This window comes from Sporosarcina sp. G11-34, assembly GCF_026931025.1.
This window is the reverse complement of record NZ_JAHNZW010000004.1, coordinates 348052-369183: the sequence shown is the minus strand read 5'-3', so window position 1 is coordinate 369183 and position 21132 is coordinate 348052. Positions and strand designations below refer to the sequence as shown.

Sequence of the window (21132 nt, the reverse complement as noted above, 5' to 3'; positions counted from 1 at the left end):
TAAAAAATTGCACCTCCAATTATTAGTGTATCTAACAATTGAAGGTGCAATTTTTTTTATAGACCCTTATACCTTATATTTTAAGGCCAATCCTTTTAAGAAGTTCCGAGCGTATCGATCCCCGCACTCTTTATAATTCCTATGTCCTTCTTTTCTTAATACAGCGCCTAGTTCGCCTTTTGTTATAGTGATCCCGGCTTCTTCCAATATCCCAAGCATGTCTTCGCTTGTTAATGTGAGCGCTATTTTCACTTTTTTCAGAAGGATGTTATTGGTGTTTTCGGTAATCTTTGTAGCAGATGCCGGTTTTTCAGCTTGTCCTGGTTTTGGCTCTTGTTTACCCCTTTTAAAAATAATAAAACCATTTAAAAATGAATCCAACATACTGTCTGTACAAATCATATATTCCTCATCATCAGTGGAACTGTCATCTACTTTTGTTAGTATCTTCAGTACTTCTGCTTTTGTTACTTCAATGTCACCAAGTTTAAATATTTCCACCATCTGTGAATTTTTTATATCTAGAGCGTATCTTAGTCTAATTAACAAATCATTATTATTCATGTTTTTATATAACCTCCTATAAAAATGTACGTAACAGCTTCATTGATTTCAACTTATAATAGCATAAAAGAAGTTTTTTTACTGTTATTCGTAATGTTAGCCATTGGAAAAGAAGAATATGGAATGTTCTACTAACACCAATCTTCTAATAGCTACGATGTACATTGGGAATTATCATCTTGTAGGCAGAGTGTTAACAGGTGAACTATGTACGATGAGCAACTGGAACGATACGAATACAGTCCAGATAAAGAATTTCACATTTGGTTTTTCAAAAGAATTAGAACTTGTTCCAAATGGTTTTCAAAATCCGGTGCTTCAATTGGATTTTGAAGCGCATATTCCTTGGGTGCTTGATGAAACAAGCGATTGAATGCAGATACAGATGGTAGTATGATAATGTATTAATAGAATAGTGTGTAGTATTCTGATTAGCGTCGATATTTAATTTAAAGGGGGAATAAAAAACATGAAAACCTCTTATGAAAGAGAACAAGAAATATACAAAGAAAAGACTCCACAATCAGAGCAGACCTACGAAATGGCAAAGCAATATATGCCTGGTGGAGATACAAGAACTATCGCATTTTTTCAACCTTATCCGCCAACGATTGAGCGTGCCGAAGGTGCTTATTTATTCGACTTGGATGGAAATAAGTACATCGATTTTGTGAATAACTACACATCTATGATTCATGGACATGCACACCCTTATATAGTTGAAAAAGTGCGGGAGGCACTTCCGTTGGGAACGGCTTATGCAGCCTCGATACCCGAACAAACGACATTAGCCAAAATTCTTTGTGAACGGATTCCAAGTATGCAGAAGGTCCGTTTTTGTAACTCCGGAACAGAAGCAACTATGTTCGCTATTCGGGCTGCACGCGCTTTTACAAAGAAGACTGCAATCATTAAGATGGAGGGCGGTTACCATGGAACCCACGATCTTGTTGAGTATTCAACCAAACCTTTAATCACAGAGAAATCTCACCAAGACCCTTGGAAACCAATTCCCGATTGCGCGGGGCTTTCTGAAAACGTTGCGAAAGACATCTTTATCGCACCATTCAATAATGCACGCGCAGTTGAAGAGATTCTATTGCAAAAACAGGATGAAGTCGCAGCCATTCTCGTCGAACCTGTCATGGGCGTAGCGGGCGTCATTGCGCCTGAACCTGGCTTTTTGGAACAGTTGCGTAAGTTGGCAAACCAATATCACGTGCTACTAATATTTGACGAGGTTCAAACCCTTCGTTTAAGCACAGGTGGTGCACAAAAGAAGTTTGGAGTCATTCCTGACTTAACAGCAATTGCTAAAATTATTGGCGGTGGGTTTCCAATCGGCGCCTTTGGTGGGAAAGATGATATTATGAAGGGATTCGATCCTTATCAGGAGCATGCAATCCCACACGGTGGTACGTTTAACGGCAATAAAATGTCAATGGTCGCGGGTATCGCAGCAATGGAGTTATTAACAGAAAATGTAATACAATGTATGAAGAAGTTATCCGAATTACTGGAACTGAAAATCAATGAGGCCATTCAGAAAAACGAAATACCTGTATCTATTTCAAGGGTGGGCTCGATGCTCAATCTTCATTTTACTGAAAAAGTGCCGACAAACTATGCCGAAACTGCTAATCAATATGGCGATTTAATGAAAGTTCTACATCTGAAAATGATCAACAACGGAATCTTCATCGCACCACGGGGAATGATGAATCTTTCAACGGTTATGACTGCTGAAGACATCGAGAGCACAGCGACTGCTTTTTCAAAAGCTTTCGAAGAAATTGCGGAACTGTTTGAAAAAGTAAATTAAGCGAACCGCAAGGCAACACACCAAAGTGTTGTTTGCGGTCATTGGAATCTCTCGTTCTATAAGTGAGGTATTCTTATATTTGAACGACGTCTGCCAATGGTTTAATCATTGGCAGACGTCGCAAATAATTTATTAATCGTTTAAATAATCCGGTGTGCCCAGGCGTGATTGGGGATACCGGATTATTTGTCGATACGTTTTTCACTCATCAGGTCACTAACGGTTCCTAGGTAATATCCTTTCGTTTTAATTTCAGTTATCATAGTTTCTAGCCCTTCAGCAACCGGTTTTGTAGGATGCATAAGAACCATTGAACCATTGGCCACTCCTGCCACAACACGACTAACCATTTCTGACGTCGCAGGTTTTCTCCAGTCGACTGTATCGACCGTCCATAAAATAGTTTTCATTCCGAGCCTATCGGCAACATGAATGGTTTCCTGATTAAAACTTCCGCTTGGTGGTGCAAACCACTTTGGTTTTGTCCCAACAGTTGCTTCAATAATATGATTGGTCTTTTTCAATTCCTCTGTTGTTTCAGCTATGGAACGGTGCTTTAAATCAGGATGACTATAGGCATGGTTGCCTATTTCATGACCTTCGAGATGAATCGTCATAGCTAAATCGGGATTCTTTTTAACCCAGCTCCCATCAAAAAAGAATGTTGCCTTAACTTGGGAATCACTTAGGACTTTAAGAATCCTTGGGATGTATTCGTTCCCCCAAGCTACATTTATTAATAGGGATACCATTGGTTTTTCGGGATTTCCACGATAAATAGGTGAAGGGTCTAAGTCGTCTAGATGGATTGTCGGAGATACTTCTTTGAAGATGATTTTGTTTGTATCCATACTAGTGCCAGGCTTCATGTTTTTATAACTGGCTTCAATGTCTACTTCCAACCCATTATATCCTGGTATTGCTTTCCAAACCCTGTCAATTATTGCATCAATCGGCTCAATTTTATGTTGGTTACTATACGTACTAATCTTTTTATATAAGTCCTCTTTATTAATTTCTGAGAAAGTCGAGATAGGGCTTTCGGCGCCAGACCCCGAAGAAATAGCTGGCAATACCTTATTGGAGACTATTGGAATTGAGATGAACAAAACAAAAATTAGGGTGATATAAATGACTTTTCTCAATGGCATTCTTTTTCCACTTGTACAAAAAAGGTAATTGAATGTAGATGCTCAGGTAAATTTATTGTAGCTTTACTTCTTTGTATCATGGGTAATCCTCCATTCATATCTTGATATAGTAGGTTTCCCATTTACAGTTGGACTATACTTTTCTTTATCCAGCAAGTATTACAGACCTAACAAATAGAAAATTAGCGCTCGACAAGCACGAGAAAATGAAACACTGTTTTTACATATACTTTATATTGACATCCAACGGATTTCGTTATAACATAATCAGTGAGATTGAGAATCATTTTCAATCGAAAATCAAATGTCTGGGGATGGAAAAATATGAAGAAGAGTTTGATCTTACTAGTTGTTGCCATGATGCTCGTACTTGCTGCATGTGGAAATACGACTAAAAAGGAAAGTGGCACTGATACAGGTGCAAAGAAAACGGGGAAATCGGAAGTGAATTTGTATACAAGCCGCCATTATGATGTTGATGATGGATTATATAAGAAGTTTGAAGAAGAAACGGGCATTAAAGTTAATGTTATCAAAGATGAAGCAGATGTACTGATCGAACGTATTAAACGTGAAGGAACGGCAACGAAAGCGGACTTATTACTGACTGCCGATGTTGGCAGACTGTACCGCGCGAAAGAAGAAGGAATTCTCCAAGCCGTGTCAAGTGACATATTATCGAAACAAATACCTGAAAATTTACGGGATGTTGACGATATGTGGGTTGGTTTGACGAAACGTGCGAGAATTCTAGTGTATAATAAAGATAAGGTAAAACCTGAAGAGCTTTCCACATACGAAGCGCTTACAGAAGACAAGTGGAAAAGCCGTGTTCTTGTCCGGTCATCTGAAAGCGTCTATAACCAATCCCTTCTTGCTTCATTCATCGAGCTAAATGGTGAAGAAAAAGCTAAGGAATGGGCTCAAGGTATCGTAGATAACTTTGCTCAAACCCCCGGGGGCGGAGATCGGGATCAGGCAAAAGCAATTGCTGCGGGCATCGGTGACGTCGCGATTATGAATTCGTACTATTTCGGCCAAATGCTAAATTCACAAGAACCGGAAGAAGTGAAAGTAGCAGAAGACCTCGGTGTCTTCTTTCCAAACCAAGAAACAACTGGCACACATATAAATATTAGTGGGGCTGGAGTCATTAAAGACGCGAAAAATGCGGAGAACGCACTTAAATTACTTGAATTCCTTACGAGGGAAGAAGCACAAGGCGTGTTTGCCTCTGCAAACTATGAATTCCCTGTGAATGAAAATGTAGAACCTTCGGAGCTTCTCAAATCTTGGGGAGACTTTAAAGAACAAGATATACCATTATCGATACTCGGAGAAAATAACGCGAAAGCGATTATGATTTTTAACGAAGTCGGCTGGAAATAAAAACTAAGCCCCCTACCGAATTTTCGGTAAGGGGGTTATTGCGGAAAAGGTAAAGGATGGGTTTTGTCATGAACAAGCATTTAGCTAATGTGAACGGGTGGACGATTGGTGCAGTACTTATCATCATCTTGCTGTTTTTACCGAATGTGTCGATTGTTTCGGGCATTTTTTCCCCGACAAGTGAAAATTGGGCGCATATAAAAGAATTCATGCTCTTTGATTATATAAAGACTTCGCTCACACTCGTTTTCTTTACAGCGTTGTTCACGATTGCGATTGGGCTCAGCTTAGCTTGGCTCATAGCTCAATATAATTTTCCACTAAGGAATTTTATGAAGTGGGCACTTATTCTTCCTTTATCGATTCCGCCTTTTATAGGTGCTTATACGTATCATGGCATTATTAATTACACGGGTGTTATTCAAAAGACACTTCGTAATCATTTTGATATCACCCCAAATCCGGCGTATTTTGACATTATGACTGTCCCGGGTGCGATTTTCATTTATACACTATTTCTTTATCCATACGTCTATATGATTACAAGAATTTTTCTTTCCCAACAAGCGGCATCTTTAATTGAAAGTGCGCGAACACTTGGTAAGGGCCCTTGGGAAATTTTTTTCAAGATTGTACTGCCGATTTCCCGAGTGTCCATCATCGGCGGAGCGAGTCTAGTCATATTGGAAGTGCTGAATGATTATGGCGTAGTAAAATATTTTGGAATCCAGACGTTTAGTACGGCCATTTTTCAAACATGGTTCGGACTTGGTGATTTGGAGTCTTCAATCAAACTAGCTGCCTCACTTATGGGAATCGTTATTTTCATGCTAATCATTGAACGTTTACTGCGCGGTGGAAAACAATATAGTTATTCCACGACAAAAGTCAGACCACTTCCACCTGTAAAACTAAAAGGGAAGAAAGCAGTATTTGCGACGCTGTACACAGTTGTTATTTTTAGTGTGGCGTTTCTTGTCCCAGTCCTTCAGTTAGTTGACTGGGTCATTCTTACGCTCGGTAAAGTACCGATGCAGGAAGTACTATTCTATACAAAAAACTCGGTTATTGTGGCGGGTCTCGGTGCTTTTCTGATCATTATATTTTCATTGGTTGTTGGTAACTTTAGTCGAGTGGTCAATCATAAGTATGCGAAAGTGTTGCCGAAATTGACGGTCCTTGGCTATTCGATACCCGGGGTAGTTGTTGCTGTAGCTGTTATTACAACATTCATCGCGCTTGACCGATTCCTTGCGCCTGTATACCAATTCATCGGTATCGATTCGGAGCTCGTTTTAAGCGTCAGTCTGTTTATGCTTATAAGCGCCTATGTCATACGATTTTTTGCAATCGGTTATAATTCGATTGAATCAGGTTTCGATAAAATCGGGACAGATTTCCGTGATGCATCCCGTATGCTTGGGGCAAACAGCCTTCGGACATTTTTTAAAGTAGATATTCCGATGATGAAGGGCGCTATTATTAGTGGTTTTATCCTAGTGTTTGTTGATATACTAAAAGAAATTCCGTTAACATTAATTTTACGACCATTTAATTACGACACATTGGCCACGAAGGCCTTTCAATATGCAAGTGATGAAAAGATTATGGAAGCATCCCAAGCTTCGTTATTGATTGTCGGGGTGAGTACGATTGCGATTTTCGTTTTCCATAAGTTACTCAGAGAGGAGCCAGAATAATATGTATATGGAAATTAAAGGTTTAGAATTCTCCTATCCGAATTCCCCTTCAAAAACGGTGGATAATTTTTGCTTCACGGTAGAAAAAGGAGAGGTTATTTCAATGCTTGGTCGCAGTGGAAGTGGAAAAAGTACATTTTTACGCTTAATTGCAGGGCTTGAAATGCCTTTAGGGGGTTCATTTACTCTTAACGGCAAGAAAATGTTTTGCCAAAAGACATTCCTTCAGCCTGAAAAGCGTGGGATTGGTATGGTTTTCCAGGACTACGCGCTGTTTCCTCATATGACTGTTAAAGACAATATACTATTCGGGCTTCCTAAAATGAGTCGAAAAGACAAAAACAAACGAGCGCAAGAAGTGCTTGAACTTGTTGAACTTACGGGATTTGAAAAACGTTATCCACACCAGTTAAGCGGAGGTCAGCAGCAACGAGTTGCACTTGCGCGAGCAATGGCACCGGAGCCTGAACTAATCCTTCTTGATGAGCCATTCAGTAACTTAGATACGGATTTGCAAGTGAAAATTCGTGGCGATCTCAGACGGATTTTAAAGAAAGCAAAAACAACTGCGATATTTGTCACGCATAATCAAAACGATGCCCATGCACTTGCAGACCGCATCATAAAAGTTAAAGATGGAAAAATCGACAAAATTGGACGCCCTTGCGACTTGCTTGGCGTATCCCCGACAGAAATTCCGGGTATGATTGAGATCACTTACGAAGAACTCGTCGGTGTTTGATACAAGAAAAAATATAGTATGGCTTCATCCGGTTCTTCAGGATGAAGCTTTTTTGTTTCAAAAAGTATAGAAATACATAGGTCAAACTAAAGCATATGCCACCTAGTTGATTTCCGTTCCGAGCGTCCGCTCGGAACGAAAATCAACGGCTCGGTAAAGTTATCATCATTGGAGTTTTTCGGGTTTGAATATTTAATTCAACATAAATAGAAGAACTTGGAGGGTAAGAACATAGACGACTAACAAGTTGGGTTGTGTATAGACCTGTGGTGAATGGGAATCCTTCTATTATCTTACTATTGAAATGGAGGATATATTGTGACCCCAAATAATGAAAACGGAAAGTTGCCGCAGCATCCCGAGTCTTACTGGAGGACGGGTATTGAATTTCCCGAGTTTCCAAGTTTAGAGGAGGATTTACATGTCGATGTCGTTATCGTCGGAGCGGGTATTACAGGAATTACATCCGCTTATCTTTTAGTTAACGAAGGTTTGAAAGTCGCTGTTATAGAAGCGGGTAAAGTGTTAAATGGAACAACGGGCCACACAACCGCCAAAATCACAGCACAACATGATTTAATATATGACGAATTCATTCATAATATAGGAAGAAGTAAAGCGCGCTTGTATTATGAAGCGAATGCGGAGGCGCTAAAATTTATTAAAGAAACAGTGGACCAACATACAATCGATTGCGATTTTAGCACGCAAGACGCGTACATATACGCTACTACTGAGAAATACGCACGCAAAATTGAAAAAGAAGCAGAAGCCTATGAAAAAATTGGTATTGAAGGGGGATTGGTCGATAGTATTCCATTTGACATTGAAGTACAAAAAGTACTTGTTATGAAAAACCAAGCGCAGTTCCACCCAACGAAATATCTAGTGCACTTAATTCAACTTATCAAGGAAAAAGGTGGACTGATCTTTGAGAACACGACGGCAGTAAATATTGAAACAGGGGAGCAACCGACCGTTCTAACTGTTGGGGATCATCGTGTTACCGCCAAACATGTACTTGCTTGCTCGCATTTCCCCTTTTATGAGGGATTAGGGTTATATTCTACGAGATTGTATGCCAATCGATCTTATGCTCTTGCAGTCAAAGCGAAAAAGAAATTTCCGGGTGGAATTTATATTAGTGCGGATGAGCCAACACGTTCACTTCGATCTGTAACGGTTGACGGGGAAGAAGTGGTGCTTATTGTTGGTGAAAATCATAAGACTGGTCAAGGAATCGAGACGATGGAACATTACAAGGCGTTGGAGGCTTTCGGTGAGGACGTTTTTGGACTGGAAGAGATTGTCTACCGGTGGTCGGCCCAGGATTTAGTGACGCTAGACAAATTGCCCTATATCGGTGAATTGACATCGGGACAACCAAATATTTTGATCGCTACGGGTTTTCGGAAATGGGGCATGTCCAATGGAACGGCCGCTGCACTGTTATTTCGGGATATGATTTCAGGAAAAAAAAATACATTTCAGAAGTTATATACACCTTCTCGATTTTATGTACATCCAAGTCTAAAAAACTTCTTAGTGGAGAACGCTAATGTTGTCGGTCAGCTAATAAAAGGAAAGTTGGATTCACCACAAACAAACCCTGATGACTTATCGAACGGGGAAGGTGCAGTGATTACGATGGATGGGCATAGAAAAGGTGCCTATAAAGACGATGAGGGAAAACTACATATTGTAGATACAACTTGTACCCACATCGGATGCGAAGTCGAATGGAACAATGGTGACCGGACCTGGGATTGTCCATGCCACGGTTCTAGATTTTCATTTACTGGAGAAGTGATTGAAGGCCCGGCCGAAAAACCATTACAAAAGTATGACTATAAAATGATTGATAATTTAACATCAAAGGATTCGGGTTATTAACGATAATTAATTTTATTCAGCAATTGTTTTTGTAACGAAAATGAAGTATTTAGTTTATTCCTGTCTATGGATAGGTCCTTTTATTGGATTTGTACAGGAACTTTCCGTATAAATCATTATAAAGGACCTTTTGTTTTTTTGAAGGGTATATGTGTTTCATATATTGCAATGTATTTCATTGACAAGGCGATTGAATATAAGATATGGTTAGCAGGCTAATTAATTTTAAGGGATTGATAATATGTTGGAAGATGATATTCGGATATTATTCGCGAAAACGTCGGCAAAGACAAGAAAAGATTATGCAGATTCGTTAAGAGAGATTAAAATCTATGTGGGGCAAGATCATTTACTTTGGCAATTGTGGAGAAAAGATGGGGCAACCCAAACAGAATTGTGTGAACTGATGGGGTGTGAGCCTCCAACTTTAACGAATATGGTGAAAAAGTTGGAGGAGTATGGACTTGTGACAAGAAGAAGGGATACTTCGGATGCACGTGTAACGAGAGTCTATTTAACAGCTGAAGGACGTGCACTTGAAAATCCAATAGGTGAAATCTGGAGAAACCATCAAGATAAAATGTTAAAGGGTATAAGCATAGAGGATCGATTAATATTGAAGCGACTCCTGCAAAAAATTGAAACAAATTTACAAGGATAATTATTTTAATTAATTACTTAGCATGCTAAATAGTATGTTTGAAGAGGGAGTTCATTTAATTGAAAGAACAAGAAATAAATCAGTTTAAAACTGGACCGATTTTAACAGTACTTTTAATCGGGGCAATTGCGGCGATTTTAAATCAAACGGTACTAAACGTTGCATTACCAACATTAACGGAGGAATTTAACGTCTTTACTGCAACGGCACAATGGTTGATAACATTGTATATGCTCGTTAACGGTATTTTCATTCCAATTACGGCATTTTTAATGGCTCGTTTTTCAACGCGTCAGCTCTTCTTTACATCGATGATTGTTTTCTCAATCGGTACGATAATATGTGGAGTAGCACCGAACTTCGGGATTCTTTTGACAGGACGGGTTGTGCAAGCGGTTGGGGCTGGAATCGTCATGCCGCTTTTAATCAGTGTTGTGTTTCGTCTTTTCCCAATGGAGAAGCGCGGCGCGGCAATGGGAATTGTTGGAGTTGCGATTATGTTCGCACCAGCAGTTGGTCCAACGCTTTCGGGGTTTTTAATTACGATTTTATCATGGCGCTATATCTTTTTCGCTATTTTGCCATTTTCGCTAGCGGCTCTAATCGGATCGTTTTTTGTGCTGAAGAATGTCTCGGAACCGAGACCTGCTAGGCTTGATATCCCGGGGGTTATTACTTCTACATTTGGTTTCGGAGGTATTTTATACGGGTTTGGTATTGCAGGTAAAGCGGGTTGGGGTAGTATGACCGCCATCATTTCGCTAGCGGTTGGTGTTATCTCACTAATTTTATTTGTCATTCGACAACTGAATACAAAAGAACCGCTTATTAATTTAAAAATATTTAAATCAATCGAATTTACATTTTCAATTATTATTAGCTTCTTCGTAAATGGTGTTACGTATGCGGCAATGATCTTAATACCGATTTATTTACAAAGTAATCGTGGAATGACTGCATTGGAATCGGGTTTGTTCCTTTTACCGGGAAGTATTGCCATGGCGATTATGTCAATGATTGCTGGAAGAATGTATGACCGATATGGCATCAAATGGATAGGGATTTTTGGGACCATCTTGCTTGTTGTAACGACCGCGGCCTACACCAATTTGACGTATACATCTGGAATTGTATTACTCGCATTTATTTATATCGTTCGGTCGATTGGGCTTACATTCTTAACGATGCCACTCACGACTGCGGGACTAAATTCATTGCCTAGTAAATTACACGGCGATGGCACTGCAATGCAAAACACGCTCCAGGCGATTGCAGGAGCAATTGGTACAGCCGTCATGACAACGATCATGACCACCCAAACGAATTTATTCGTGTCGAAAGAAATTGCGAATAAGGCAGGTGGTAATCCGACACCCGAACAGTTAAACGTTATTTCATCGGATGGATTACTCCACGGTATTAACTTTGCCTTTTTAGCCGCTACAATATTTGCGGTTGTTAGCTTAATTGCCATGATTTTGTTGGCGATTTCGATTACGAAGAAAAATAAAAAAGTAGCTGTAGTGTAGAAGCTAAAGCCTTCAGCGGATGCGATAGATTTTGAAAGGAATCAACCCGGTCAGGGGGTCCGAATTCTGAATGCAACTGATGAAGTGCACTGTTTTAAACAATCAAAAAACCATCGTCAATTTTCAATCGACGATGGTTTTTTTGGGGATGAATTACAATTTTTGGGGGGCATTTTGGGTTTTGAGGTGGTAGTCTTCTCTTCTGGTTTCTCCATTGTTTGTAACCTTGACCGCCACTGTTATTTCGTATACTGTTTGCAGTAGCATACAATTAGAATTTTTGTATTGATATAACTTGAAATAAAATTATTTCATGCCCTTTAAATGGAGGAAAGGAGAACGAAAAATGCGAAGGAAATATGGTCGTCTCAGAAAGAAAGAAAATATAGTCGTCTTTCCTGGTACATTTGAAAAACTTGTTGAACAAGGTACAACTTATGTAGAAACTGGGGATTACGAAAAAGCTGTTGAAGAGTTTGACCAAGCAATCCTTTATGAGCCTGATTATCCAGAATTTCTCGTTCCTTATGCAATTGCTCTATACGAGATAAAAGAGTTTGAACGTGCAAAGGAAATAGCATCCCAACTTCTTCACAGTGGTACAGCGAATTACATTGAAGCAATGGAATTATATATAACAATTAGTATTCAGCTTCAAGAGTACGAAGAAGTAGAACTGACTATAGAAGCATTAATGGATGAAAAAATAGTACCGGAAGAACTGGTAAACAAATTTACATATTTACGCGATTTGAATAATAGGATGTGGGGACGTTACGGAAAAGACATGTCAACAGGTGCGGAAGTAGAACTTACAATTGAAGAATTCGATGAAATGGACGTAATGACGCAACAACATACACTCGCTTCACTTGAAGACGCCAATCTAATCCCTTTAATACCTCTTTTAAAAGAAGTTTCGGAACGTCGTGAAGGTTCGCCGCTCGTTAAAACCTTTGCCCTTACACTTTTGGGGCAGGCTAGTTACACGGATGAAATAGTAGTTCGGAAATTCGATTTTGAAACAACTGTTGTTCCGGCAGAGATGACACTTCCCGGGGCAGACGAGAAAACACAAGCCGTTCTTTTTGCAATGGAACAATTATTAGAAAAAGATCCATCCCGCCTAAGTCTTGCAACGGGGCTTATTGAAAAGTTTGCGATTACTGCATTTCCATTCAGTTGGGGAAATTGGAGTCCGGAAGAGATAGCTAGTGCCTATGATGAGTACATAGAAAGTTTATTTGCGAATAATATTTTGGCTAATAATCAACTTAATATACTTATCAAAAGGGTAGATCTTGTATCGGAGCTGGAGAAGGGATAAAATTTGTTGTAAGATGAAGAGAGTATGATATACTAAGATGGTTGTCAATCGGGTATATAAGTACGAAAAATATATCGATCAAAAGATTCGGAGGTTTTTTAAAAATGTCAGTTCAATGGGAAAAAAACGAAGGTAACACAGGTACGTTAACAGTAGAAGTTTCAGTAGCAGAAGTGAATGCAGGTATTGATAAAGCGTTCAAAAAAGTTGTTAAAGACGTTCAAGCTCCAGGATTCCGTAAAGGGAAAATGCCACGTCCGATGTTCGAAAAAATGTACGGTGTGGAATCACTTTATAATGATGCACTAGATTTCATTCTTCCAGAAGCGTACTCAGCCGCACTAGATGAAGCAGGTGTTGAACCAATCGATCGTCCAGAAATCGACATCGAGCAATTGGAAAAAGGGAAAACACTTATTTTTAAAGCGGTTGTTACTCTTAAACCAGAAGTGAAACTTGGTGAATATAAAGGTCTTGAAGTAGCTCGTCAACAAACAGAAGTTACTGATGAAGAAATCGAAGCACAATTAAAAGATAGCCAAACAGCTTTCGCAGAACTTGTTGTTAAAGAAGATGGAGAAATCGAAAACGGTGACTCTGTTAAACTTGATTTCAAAGGATTTGCTGATGGAGAAGCATTTGAAGGCGGAGAGGCTGAAGGCTTTGATCTTGAAATTGGATCAGGTTCATTCATCCCGGGCTTTGAAGAGCAAATGGTAGGTATGAAAGTTGGAGAAGAAAAAGAAATTGAAATTACTTTCCCAGAAGAATACCACGCTGCAGAACTTGCAGGAAAACCAGCTACATTTGAAGTGAAAGTTCAAGAAATTAAATCGAAAGAAATTCCTGAGCTTGACGATGAGCTTGCGAAAGAAATCGATGAAGAAGTAGAAAGCCTTGAAGCACTTCGCACGAAGCTTAAAGAAAAAACAGCTGCAGAAAAACTAAGCGCATCTGAAACAGCACTTCGTGATGACCTTGTTGAAGCAGCTGCGGGCAATGTAGAAGTAGACATTCCTGAAGTTATGATTACTACTGAAGTAGATCGTATGATGGAAGAGTTTGGACAACGCCTACAATCACAAGGCATGAACTTGGACCTTTACTTCCAGTTCTCAGGCCAAGATGAAGAAGCGCTACGTGCACAAATGACCGAAGACGCACAAAAACGTGTTCGTGTTTCATTGACACTTGAAGCAATCGGTGCGGCTGAAAACATTGAAGTTACTGAAGAAGAAGTAACTGAAGAACTTCAAAAAATGTCTGATCAGTTCGGTATGGACATTGAACAAATCAGAACAACACTTGGTGGAACAACGGTGCTAGAAAACGACCTACGTTTCAACAAAACAGTTGAATTCCTCGTTGAAAATGCGAAGGTTACTGAATAATAAAAAGATATAAGGACAAGGTACGGTTACCGTACCTTGTTTTACATAGCAAAAATTAAATAAGCTTAAAAATACAAGTTAAATCTTAATTAGTTGATAAAAGTCGATGAATCTTGTAAGATTGTCACGTGAATAGGGGTGTGCATAATGTTCAAATTTAATGATGAAAAAGATAATTTAAATTGTTCCTTCTGTGGGAAAACTCAAGACCAAGTCCGTAAACTTGTTGCGGGTCAAGGTGTTTATATTTGTGATGAGTGTGTAGAACTTTGTGCTGAAATCGTAGAAGAGGAAGTCGGGCTTGAAGAAGGATTTGAGCTTAAAGACGTTCCGAAACCAAAAGATATACAAAGTATACTTGATGAATATTTAATAGGGCAAAACCGTGCCAAAAAAGCACTTTCAGTAGCTGTTTATAATCATTATAAGCGTGTGAATTCGGGTAGTAAAATTGACGACGTTGAACTGTCTAAGTCAAACATCGTTCTAATAGGACCTACTGGTAGTGGTAAAACGTTATTGGCTCAAACGCTTGCTCGTATTTTGGATGTGCCTTTCGCAATAGCGGATGCAACGTCTTTAACGGAAGCGGGATATGTTGGGGAAGACGTTGAAAATATTCTGTTGAAACTTATTCAAGCTGCCGACTACGATGTAGAACGCGCTGAAAAAGGGATTATTTATATCGATGAAATCGATAAAGTCGCACGTAAATCTGAAAATGCTTCGATTACACGAGACGTTTCAGGTGAGGGTGTTCAACAAGCACTTCTTAAAATTCTTGAAGGTACGGTTGCGAGCGTTCCACCACAAGGCGGACGGAAGCATCCTCATCAAGAATTTATCCAAATAGATACAACGAATATACTCTTTATCGTCGGCGGAGCGTTTGACGGAATTGACGATATTATTAAACGTCGTATCGGGCAAAAAGTAATTGGATTTGGATCTGATCCGAATACAATTACTGAAGATGAATCCGTACTTTCAAGACTAATCCCTGAAGATTTACAACGCTTTGGGCTTATTCCGGAGTTTATCGGGCGTTTGCCTGTACTTGCTAGTCTTGAACCGCTAAGTGAAGATACGCTCTTCAAGATATTGACGTTACCGAAAAATGCGATTGTTAAGCAATATCAAAAGATGCTTGAACTTGACGATGTTGCGCTTAGATTTGAACAAGACGCATTGATTGAAATTGCGAAAGAAGCGATTGAGCGAAAAACAGGTGCTCGAGGACTTCGATCAATCATCGAGAATATTATGCTCGATGTAATGTACGAACTTCCTTCTCTTGAAGAAGTAAAAGAATGTATCATTACACAAGATTCTGTTCTAGGTGTATCGAGCCCAATTTTACTGACAGCAGATGGTGTGGAAGTTAAGATTGAAAAAGATAAAAACTCGGCGTAACGTCTAAAGGATGAAGCTGACTCGGATTGCGCGCGTACATCTGCGCTTTTCGGTTGTCGGCTTTTTCTACATTATTTGTAACGTGAAAATGGAAAATTAAATGGAGGTGATTTCGACATGACCAAAGTTAAAATTGAAGGGGTACCACTATTACCACTGCGTGGACTACTTATCTATCCGACAATGACATTACATATTGAAGTGCTGCGGGAACAGTCTGTTTTTGCGATTGAACATGCAATTGCAAAAGATCATTTGATCTTTCTGGCAACACAACGAGATACAAAGGTTGAAGATCCGAATGCGGATGATTTCTATAACATAGGAACACTAGCTTTAGTTAAGTCAATGGAAAAGCTGCCAAATGGCGCCTATCGCATTCTTCTTGAAAGTGTAGAGCGTGCGGAATGGACGGAGTACAGAGAAGCGGATCTATTTCCGGTTGTCGATGTAATCGGTTCACCGGATAGTTTAGATACAGATCCGAATACAGAAGCCCTTAAGAGAACACTTCTTACATATTTCGAAAAGTATTCTGAGACTTCAAAAAGAGTGACTGAAGACACATATAAAGCTGTAGCCGATGTAAACGAACCGGGAAGGTTTGCGGATATGGTCGCTACTCATTTACCACTTAAAATGGTAGCAAAGCAAGAAGTGTTGGAATTATTTGATGTAAATGAGCGGCTTGAGTGGTTAATAAGTCGATTATATAATGAGCAGGAAATTTTGGATTTAGAACAAAAAATTAATGAACGAGTTAAAAGAGCAATGGAAAGAACACAAAAAGAATTTTATTTACGTGAACAAATGAAGGCAATTCAAACCGAGCTTGGCGATAAAGACGGTAAAGGTATAGAAATTGTGGAACTTTTGGAGCAACTTGAACGAGCGGGATTACCGGCGGCGGCTAAAGAAGCTGCAGAGCGTGAAATCGAACGGTATGAAAAAATTCCGTCCCTATCGGCAGAAAGCGGAATCATTCGTAACTACATCGAGTGGCTTGTTACGCTTCCATGGTCGGATGCAACAAAAGACCAACTAGATATTAAGCAATCTGAAGAAATTTTAAACCGCGACCATGATGGACTTGAATTAGTGAAAGAACGAATTCTTGAATATTTGGCAGTACGTCAGTTAACACAATCATTACGCGGACCTATTTTATGTCTTGAAGGGCCGCCGGGCGTCGGGAAAACATCGCTCGCTCGATCAATTGCCGAATCGCTTGGACGTACATTTGTCCGCGTCTCACTTGGCGGCGTGCGGGACGAATCTGAAATTAGAGGGCATAGACGTACATATGTCGGTGCGATGCCGGGACGAATTATTCAGGGCATGAAAAAGGCTGGAAAAGTCAATCCCGTATTCCTTTTAGATGAAATCGATAAAATGTCGAATGATTTCCGCGGCGATCCATCTTCAGCAATGCTTGAAGTACTTGACCCGGAACAAAATGCGACATTTAGCGATCACTATATTGAAGAGGCATATGATCTTTCAAATGTGCTGTTCATAGCAACGGCAAATGATTTAAGTTCAATCCCCAGACCACTATTAGATCGTATGGAAATCATTTCGATCGCGGGTTACACGGAACAAGAAAAGCAATTGATAGCAAAAAATCATTTAATTCCGAAACAGTTAAAAGAACATGGGCTTACAAAGTCACAAGTTAGGTTTCGAGATGATGCGATTCTTGATGTGATACGTTATTACACAAGAGAAGCTGGTGTTCGGGGACTGGAGCGACAAATTGCGGGAATTTGTCGTAAGGTGGCAAAGCAGCTTGTTGCTGGTGAGAAGAAAAGCATGACGGTAAGTTCAAAGACGCTTGAATCGATTATCGGTAAAAAAAGATTTAGATATGGACAAGCAGAAACAACAAACCAAGTTGGAGTGGCGACGGGGCTTGCATACACTCAAGTTGGTGGGGATACGCTGCAAATAGAAGTTTCGCTATCTCCTGGAAAAGGTACTCTTAACCTTACTGGTAAGCTTGGCGATGTGATGAAGGAATCCGCACAGACGGCACTGTCATATGTTCGTTCGAAAACGCTTGAATTTGGTATCGATCCAAATTTCCATGAATCGAATGATATTCATATTCACGTTCCTGAAGGTGCGACTCCGAAAGATGGTCCATCCGCGGGAATTACAATTGCAACGGCTCTTGTTTCTGCGCTTACTGAGCGAAAGGTACGTAGGGAAGTCGGTATGACAGGTGAGATTACACTTAGGGGCCGTGTGCTACCAATTGGTGGTTTAAAAGAGAAAGCGTTAAGTGCACACCGTGCCGGATTAACAACGATTATCTTGCCGAGTGATAATGAGCGAGACATTGAAGATATTCCAGAAAGTATCCGTGAAGAATTAACATTTAAGCTTGTTTCGGACGCGGAAGAAGTCCTTGAAATTGCATTGGAGGCAATTATTGAATGAAAGTACACAACGTTGAAATGATTATGAGTGCCGTTCGAACAGAGCAATACCCGACAGAAGGGTATCCGGAGTTTGCACTTGCCGGACGATCGAATGTAGGGAAATCATCATTTATTAACAAAATGATTGGTAGAAAAAGTCTTGCACGGACTTCTTCTAAACCTGGAAAAACACAAACATTAAATTTCTATAAAATAGAAGAACAATTATTTTTTGTGGACGTACCAGGATATGGGTATGCTCAAATTTCAAAAACTGAGCGTGCGAAGTGGGGACCAATGATTGAAGAGTATATTACAAGTCGTGAAGAGCTACGTGCGGTTATTCAAATTGTCGACTTGCGTCACGCACCGTCAGCAGACGATTGTGGTATGTATGACTTTTTAGTCGATTTTGATATCCCTGCAATTGTTATTGCAACGAAAGCAGATAAAATACCTCGTGGTCAATGGGAAAAGCATAAGAAAATTGTGCGCGAACGATTGCAAATGCGTATTGACGATCCATTAGTCGCTTTTTCATCGGAAAAAGGGACGGGTATGGACGAAGCTTGGAAGTTAATCGAAGAAAGAATGTGAAAAAGGGTCTAGTTGATGTACATACATCAATTGGACCTTTTTATCGAATGGGCCACTTATTCGAAGTGCGAAATGATTGCCAGAACGCTCGCATATTGATAATATTAGTTTATAATCATTATTGTTCAGCAAATGAACTGTGGACATATGTTAGTCATAAATGCAACTATAAATGCAATAGGAATATGATATAATTGAAATTATGAAATAGAATGTGAGAGGTGTGTCTACCCAATGCATACAATCGTAGTCGGTGTGAATCATCGAACGGCACCCGTTGAAATAAGAGAGAAATTATCGTTTGTAGAAACGGAATTGCCACAAGCGATGCAAACTTTACAACAACAAAAAAGTATTTTAGAAAATATAATAATATCTACATGCAACCGTACGGAAGTATACGCAGTTGTCGACCAGTTACATACGGGACGATACTATGTTAAACGATTTCTGGCGGATTGGTTCGATGTGCCGATTGAGTCCTTTGAAGCGCATCTTGTTATAAATGAAAATGATGATGCACTTGAGCATTTGATGAAAGTTTCCGCGGGTATCGATTCAATGGTACTTGGCGAAACACAAATTTTGGGACAAGTAAGAGACAGTTTTCTAGAAGCACAAGAGTTTGGTACAACAGGAACTGTTTTCAACGAACTATTTAAACAAGCAGTGACGTTCGCTAAAAGAGCGCATACGGAAACAGCGATTGGAGAAAATGCAGTATCTGTATCTTATGCCGCAGTAGAACTCGGTAAGAAGATTTTTGGAACGTTAACGAACAAACATATCGCAATACTTGGCGCCGGAGAAATGGGCGAGCTTGCTCTTCAAAACTTGCAAGGTAGCGGTGCAAGTAAAGTTACTGTTATTAACCGTACACTTTCAACTGCCGAGAAACTTGCGGAAAAGTTTGGTGGAGTTGCCAAGTCAATGGGCGAGCTTCAATGTTCGCTTTTAGAGGCTGACGTTCTTATTAGCTCAACAGGAGCAAACGAATTCGTTATAGACTATGAAATGATGCAAGATGTTGAACGAATTCGTAAAGGAAAACCGATTTTTATGGTTGATATTGCAGTTCCACGTGATTTGGATCCACGGATTGCTGAACTACCAAACGTATTTCTATACGATATCGATGACTTACAAGGGATTGTGGATGCGAATTTAGCTGAGCGGCAACGTGCGGCGGAGGAAATCAGTCAGATGATCAATGGTGAAATCGTAAACTTTAAAGAGTGGCTTGCGACATTAGGTGTTGTACCTGTCATATCGGCACTTCGTCAAAAAGCACAACGGATTCAAGAAGAGACGATGGAAAGTATTTTAAACAAAATACCGGACTTAACAGAACGCGAGAAAAAAGTATTAAGCAAGCATACAAAATCGATTGTGAACCAACTTTTAAAAGATCCACTTCAACAAGTGAAAGAACTTGCAACGGAATCTAAATCATCCGAAAAGCTAGCGTTGTTTCAGCAGATTTTCGCAATTGACGAGGACGTTGCCAAAGAAAAAGAAGTTTTAAAAAGCTTGGCGAAGGAACGATTGAAGGTCAGGGCGGAAAGAAACGCAACGGTGAAAATCGAATTGACAGTTTGATCGTTTGTCCTATAGGGCGTTTTCGTATCTGTATAGTGAACTATAGATGCAAAACGCTCTTTTTTATTGAGAGGGTAGAGATGTTATGGCAGATATGACTATGACAAGGCTACAGGAATTAATGGTTGTCTTGTATGCAATCGGCCTTGTCTTCTATTTTATAGATTATTTAAATAAAGATAAAATCGCGCATCGTAGTGCATTTTGGATTCTGTCAGCGGTTTATATAATGCAGACAGGATTTCTTTTTATGTTTATTATTGAAACAAAAAGATTTCCAGTGCTAAGTTTGTTCGAAGGCATTTACTTTTACGCGTGGTTGCTTATTACATTATCAATATTGTTACATATATTTTTCAAAGTTGGTCATGCCGTCTTTTTCTTAAATGTCATTAGTTTCATATTTATAACGATTCATACGTTTGCACCCGCACAAATACAAACTTCACCTGTTGGGGAAGCGCTCATATCGGAATTACTATTCATCCACATTACATTTGCGATTTTGTCTTATACAGCATTTGCAATGTCATTCGTTTTTGCTATCCTTTATCTCCTTGTTTACAAAATTTTAAAACAGAGAAAATGGTCAAAACAATTTGGAAGGTTGCCGTCGCTTCAACAAGCAATGACTGGAATGAAAGTATCTTTACTAACTGGAATTCCATTTTTGCTTGTCAGCTTGATTTTAGGAGTGCAGTGGGCACATGTTGTATTAGATGAATGGTCGGTTTTTGATATGAAAATCATGGGATCTTTCCTTCTGCTTGTTGTATATGGATCGGTATTGTTTTTCCATCAAAGTGGCAGGCTAAGAGGGAATGATTACGCATGGGCGAATGTGTTTGCATTTTTATTTGTTATTATTAATTTCTTCCTTGGTGGAAGACTTTCAGAATTCCATTTCTGGATTTAAGCACCCAAACGAAAG

Annotated in this window: 17 protein-coding genes; 15 read left to right on the top strand and 2 right to left on the bottom strand. The window is 39.5% G+C overall.

Annotation, left to right across the window (positions count from 1 at the left end):
• Positions 1 to 66 precede the first annotated feature (66 nt).
• Positions 67 to 564 carry a DUF1456 family protein gene (locus KSU66_RS08085; RefSeq protein ID WP_269050916.1) on the bottom strand — a complete coding sequence of 166 codons (498 nt, stop codon included), beginning with the start codon at positions 562 to 564 and terminating at the stop codon, positions 67 to 69.
• Between the two features lie 118 nt (positions 565 to 682).
• Between KSU66_RS08085 and KSU66_RS08080 the strand changes: the two genes are divergently transcribed.
• Complete coding sequence (locus KSU66_RS08080) at positions 683 to 937, top strand: hypothetical protein (RefSeq protein ID WP_269050915.1); 255 nt, start codon at positions 683 to 685, stop codon at positions 935 to 937.
• 96 nt (positions 938 to 1033) lie between these two features.
• Positions 1034 to 2386, top strand: coding sequence for an aspartate aminotransferase family protein (locus tag KSU66_RS08075; RefSeq protein ID WP_269050914.1), 1353 nt, complete (start codon positions 1034 to 1036; stop codon positions 2384 to 2386).
• A 182-nt stretch (positions 2387 to 2568) separates the two neighbouring features.
• Here KSU66_RS08075 and KSU66_RS08070 read toward each other — a convergent pair whose 3' ends face one another.
• Entirely contained in the window at positions 2569 to 3537 is a 969-nt protein-coding gene (locus tag KSU66_RS08070) for a polysaccharide deacetylase family protein (protein WP_269050913.1), read from the bottom strand.
• Between the two features lie 324 nt (positions 3538 to 3861).
• On the opposite strand from KSU66_RS08070, the gene KSU66_RS08065 reads away from it, so the two are divergent.
• The 13 genes from KSU66_RS08065 to KSU66_RS08005 all read left to right on the top strand — a co-directional run bounded on the left by KSU66_RS08065 (position 3862) and on the right by KSU66_RS08005 (position 21117).
• The gene (locus KSU66_RS08065; RefSeq protein WP_269050912.1) at positions 3862 to 4926 is read left to right on the top strand and encodes a Fe(3+) ABC transporter substrate-binding protein; all 1065 of its coding nucleotides are present in this window, start codon (positions 3862 to 3864) and stop codon (positions 4924 to 4926) included.
• 68 nt (positions 4927 to 4994) lie between these two features.
• Entirely contained in the window at positions 4995 to 6626 is a 1632-nt protein-coding gene (locus tag KSU66_RS08060) for an ABC transporter permease (protein WP_269050911.1), read from the top strand.
• A gap of 1 nt (position 6627) precedes the next feature.
• Positions 6628 to 7368 carry an ABC transporter ATP-binding protein gene (locus KSU66_RS08055; RefSeq protein WP_269050910.1) on the top strand — a complete coding sequence of 247 codons (741 nt, stop codon included), beginning with the start codon at positions 6628 to 6630 and terminating at the stop codon, positions 7366 to 7368.
• Positions 7369 to 7686: 318 nt separating this feature from the next.
• Positions 7687 to 9261, top strand: a complete 1575-nt coding sequence (locus KSU66_RS08050) for an FAD-dependent oxidoreductase (RefSeq protein WP_443028951.1) — start codon at positions 7687 to 7689, stop codon at positions 9259 to 9261.
• Between the two features lie 241 nt (positions 9262 to 9502).
• Complete coding sequence (locus tag KSU66_RS08045; RefSeq protein WP_269050909.1) at positions 9503 to 9922, top strand: MarR family winged helix-turn-helix transcriptional regulator; 420 nt, start codon at positions 9503 to 9505, stop codon at positions 9920 to 9922.
• A gap of 59 nt (positions 9923 to 9981) precedes the next feature.
• A complete protein-coding gene (locus tag KSU66_RS08040; RefSeq protein ID WP_269050908.1) occupies positions 9982 to 11451 on the top strand; it encodes a DHA2 family efflux MFS transporter permease subunit in 1470 nt (489 codons plus the stop codon).
• A gap of 346 nt (positions 11452 to 11797) precedes the next feature.
• On the top strand, positions 11798 to 12778 hold the full coding sequence (locus KSU66_RS08035; RefSeq protein ID WP_269050907.1) for a tetratricopeptide repeat protein: 981 nt from the start codon (positions 11798 to 11800) through the stop codon (positions 12776 to 12778).
• Between the two features lie 104 nt (positions 12779 to 12882).
• Positions 12883 to 14169 carry a trigger factor gene (gene tig / locus KSU66_RS08030; RefSeq protein ID WP_269050906.1) on the top strand — a complete coding sequence of 429 codons (1287 nt, stop codon included), beginning with the start codon at positions 12883 to 12885 and terminating at the stop codon, positions 14167 to 14169.
• Positions 14170 to 14316: 147 nt separating this feature from the next.
• Positions 14317 to 15582, top strand: a complete 1266-nt coding sequence (gene clpX, locus KSU66_RS08025; RefSeq protein ID WP_269050905.1) for an ATP-dependent protease ATP-binding subunit ClpX — start codon at positions 14317 to 14319, stop codon at positions 15580 to 15582.
• Positions 15583 to 15699: 117 nt separating this feature from the next.
• Positions 15700 to 18024: an endopeptidase La gene (gene lon, locus KSU66_RS08020; RefSeq protein ID WP_269050904.1), complete on the top strand. Its 2325-nt coding sequence runs from the start codon at positions 15700 to 15702 to the stop codon at positions 18022 to 18024.
• Positions 18021 to 18602, top strand: coding sequence for a ribosome biogenesis GTP-binding protein YihA/YsxC (yihA, locus tag KSU66_RS08015; RefSeq protein ID WP_269050903.1), 582 nt, complete (start codon positions 18021 to 18023; stop codon positions 18600 to 18602). The genes lon and yihA overlap by 4 nt, the downstream gene beginning before the upstream one ends.
• A gap of 234 nt (positions 18603 to 18836) precedes the next feature.
• Entirely contained in the window at positions 18837 to 20201 is a 1365-nt protein-coding gene (gene hemA, locus KSU66_RS08010; RefSeq protein WP_269050902.1) for a glutamyl-tRNA reductase, read from the top strand.
• Between the two features lie 85 nt (positions 20202 to 20286).
• Positions 20287 to 21117, top strand: coding sequence for a cytochrome C assembly family protein (locus KSU66_RS08005; protein ID WP_269050901.1), 831 nt, complete (start codon positions 20287 to 20289; stop codon positions 21115 to 21117).
• Positions 21118 to 21132: the final 15 nt, after the last annotated feature.

Coding starts and splice junctions, on each gene's coding strand:
- KSU66_RS08085 (WP_269050916.1), bottom strand. CDS start 564: ATGAATAATAATGATTTGTTAATTAGACTAAGATACGCTCTAGATATA.
- KSU66_RS08080 (WP_269050915.1), top strand. CDS start 683: ATGGAATGTTCTACTAACACCAATCTTCTAATAGCTACGATGTACATT.
- KSU66_RS08075 (WP_269050914.1), top strand. CDS start 1,034: ATGAAAACCTCTTATGAAAGAGAACAAGAAATATACAAAGAAAAGACT.
- KSU66_RS08070 (WP_269050913.1), bottom strand. CDS start 3,537: ATGCCATTGAGAAAAGTCATTTATATCACCCTAATTTTTGTTTTGTTC.
- KSU66_RS08065 (WP_269050912.1), top strand. CDS start 3,862: ATGAAGAAGAGTTTGATCTTACTAGTTGTTGCCATGATGCTCGTACTT.
- KSU66_RS08060 (WP_269050911.1), top strand. CDS start 4,995: ATGAACAAGCATTTAGCTAATGTGAACGGGTGGACGATTGGTGCAGTA.
- KSU66_RS08055 (WP_269050910.1), top strand. CDS start 6,628: ATGTATATGGAAATTAAAGGTTTAGAATTCTCCTATCCGAATTCCCCT.
- KSU66_RS08045 (WP_269050909.1), top strand. CDS start 9,503: ATGTTGGAAGATGATATTCGGATATTATTCGCGAAAACGTCGGCAAAG.
- KSU66_RS08035 (WP_269050907.1), top strand. CDS start 11,798: ATGCGAAGGAAATATGGTCGTCTCAGAAAGAAAGAAAATATAGTCGTC.
- tig (WP_269050906.1), top strand. CDS start 12,883: ATGTCAGTTCAATGGGAAAAAAACGAAGGTAACACAGGTACGTTAACA.
- clpX (WP_269050905.1), top strand. CDS start 14,317: ATGTTCAAATTTAATGATGAAAAAGATAATTTAAATTGTTCCTTCTGT.
- lon (WP_269050904.1), top strand. CDS start 15,700: ATGACCAAAGTTAAAATTGAAGGGGTACCACTATTACCACTGCGTGGA.
- yihA (WP_269050903.1), top strand. CDS start 18,021: ATGAAAGTACACAACGTTGAAATGATTATGAGTGCCGTTCGAACAGAG.
- hemA (WP_269050902.1), top strand. CDS start 18,837: ATGCATACAATCGTAGTCGGTGTGAATCATCGAACGGCACCCGTTGAA.
- KSU66_RS08005 (WP_269050901.1), top strand. CDS start 20,287: ATGGCAGATATGACTATGACAAGGCTACAGGAATTAATGGTTGTCTTG.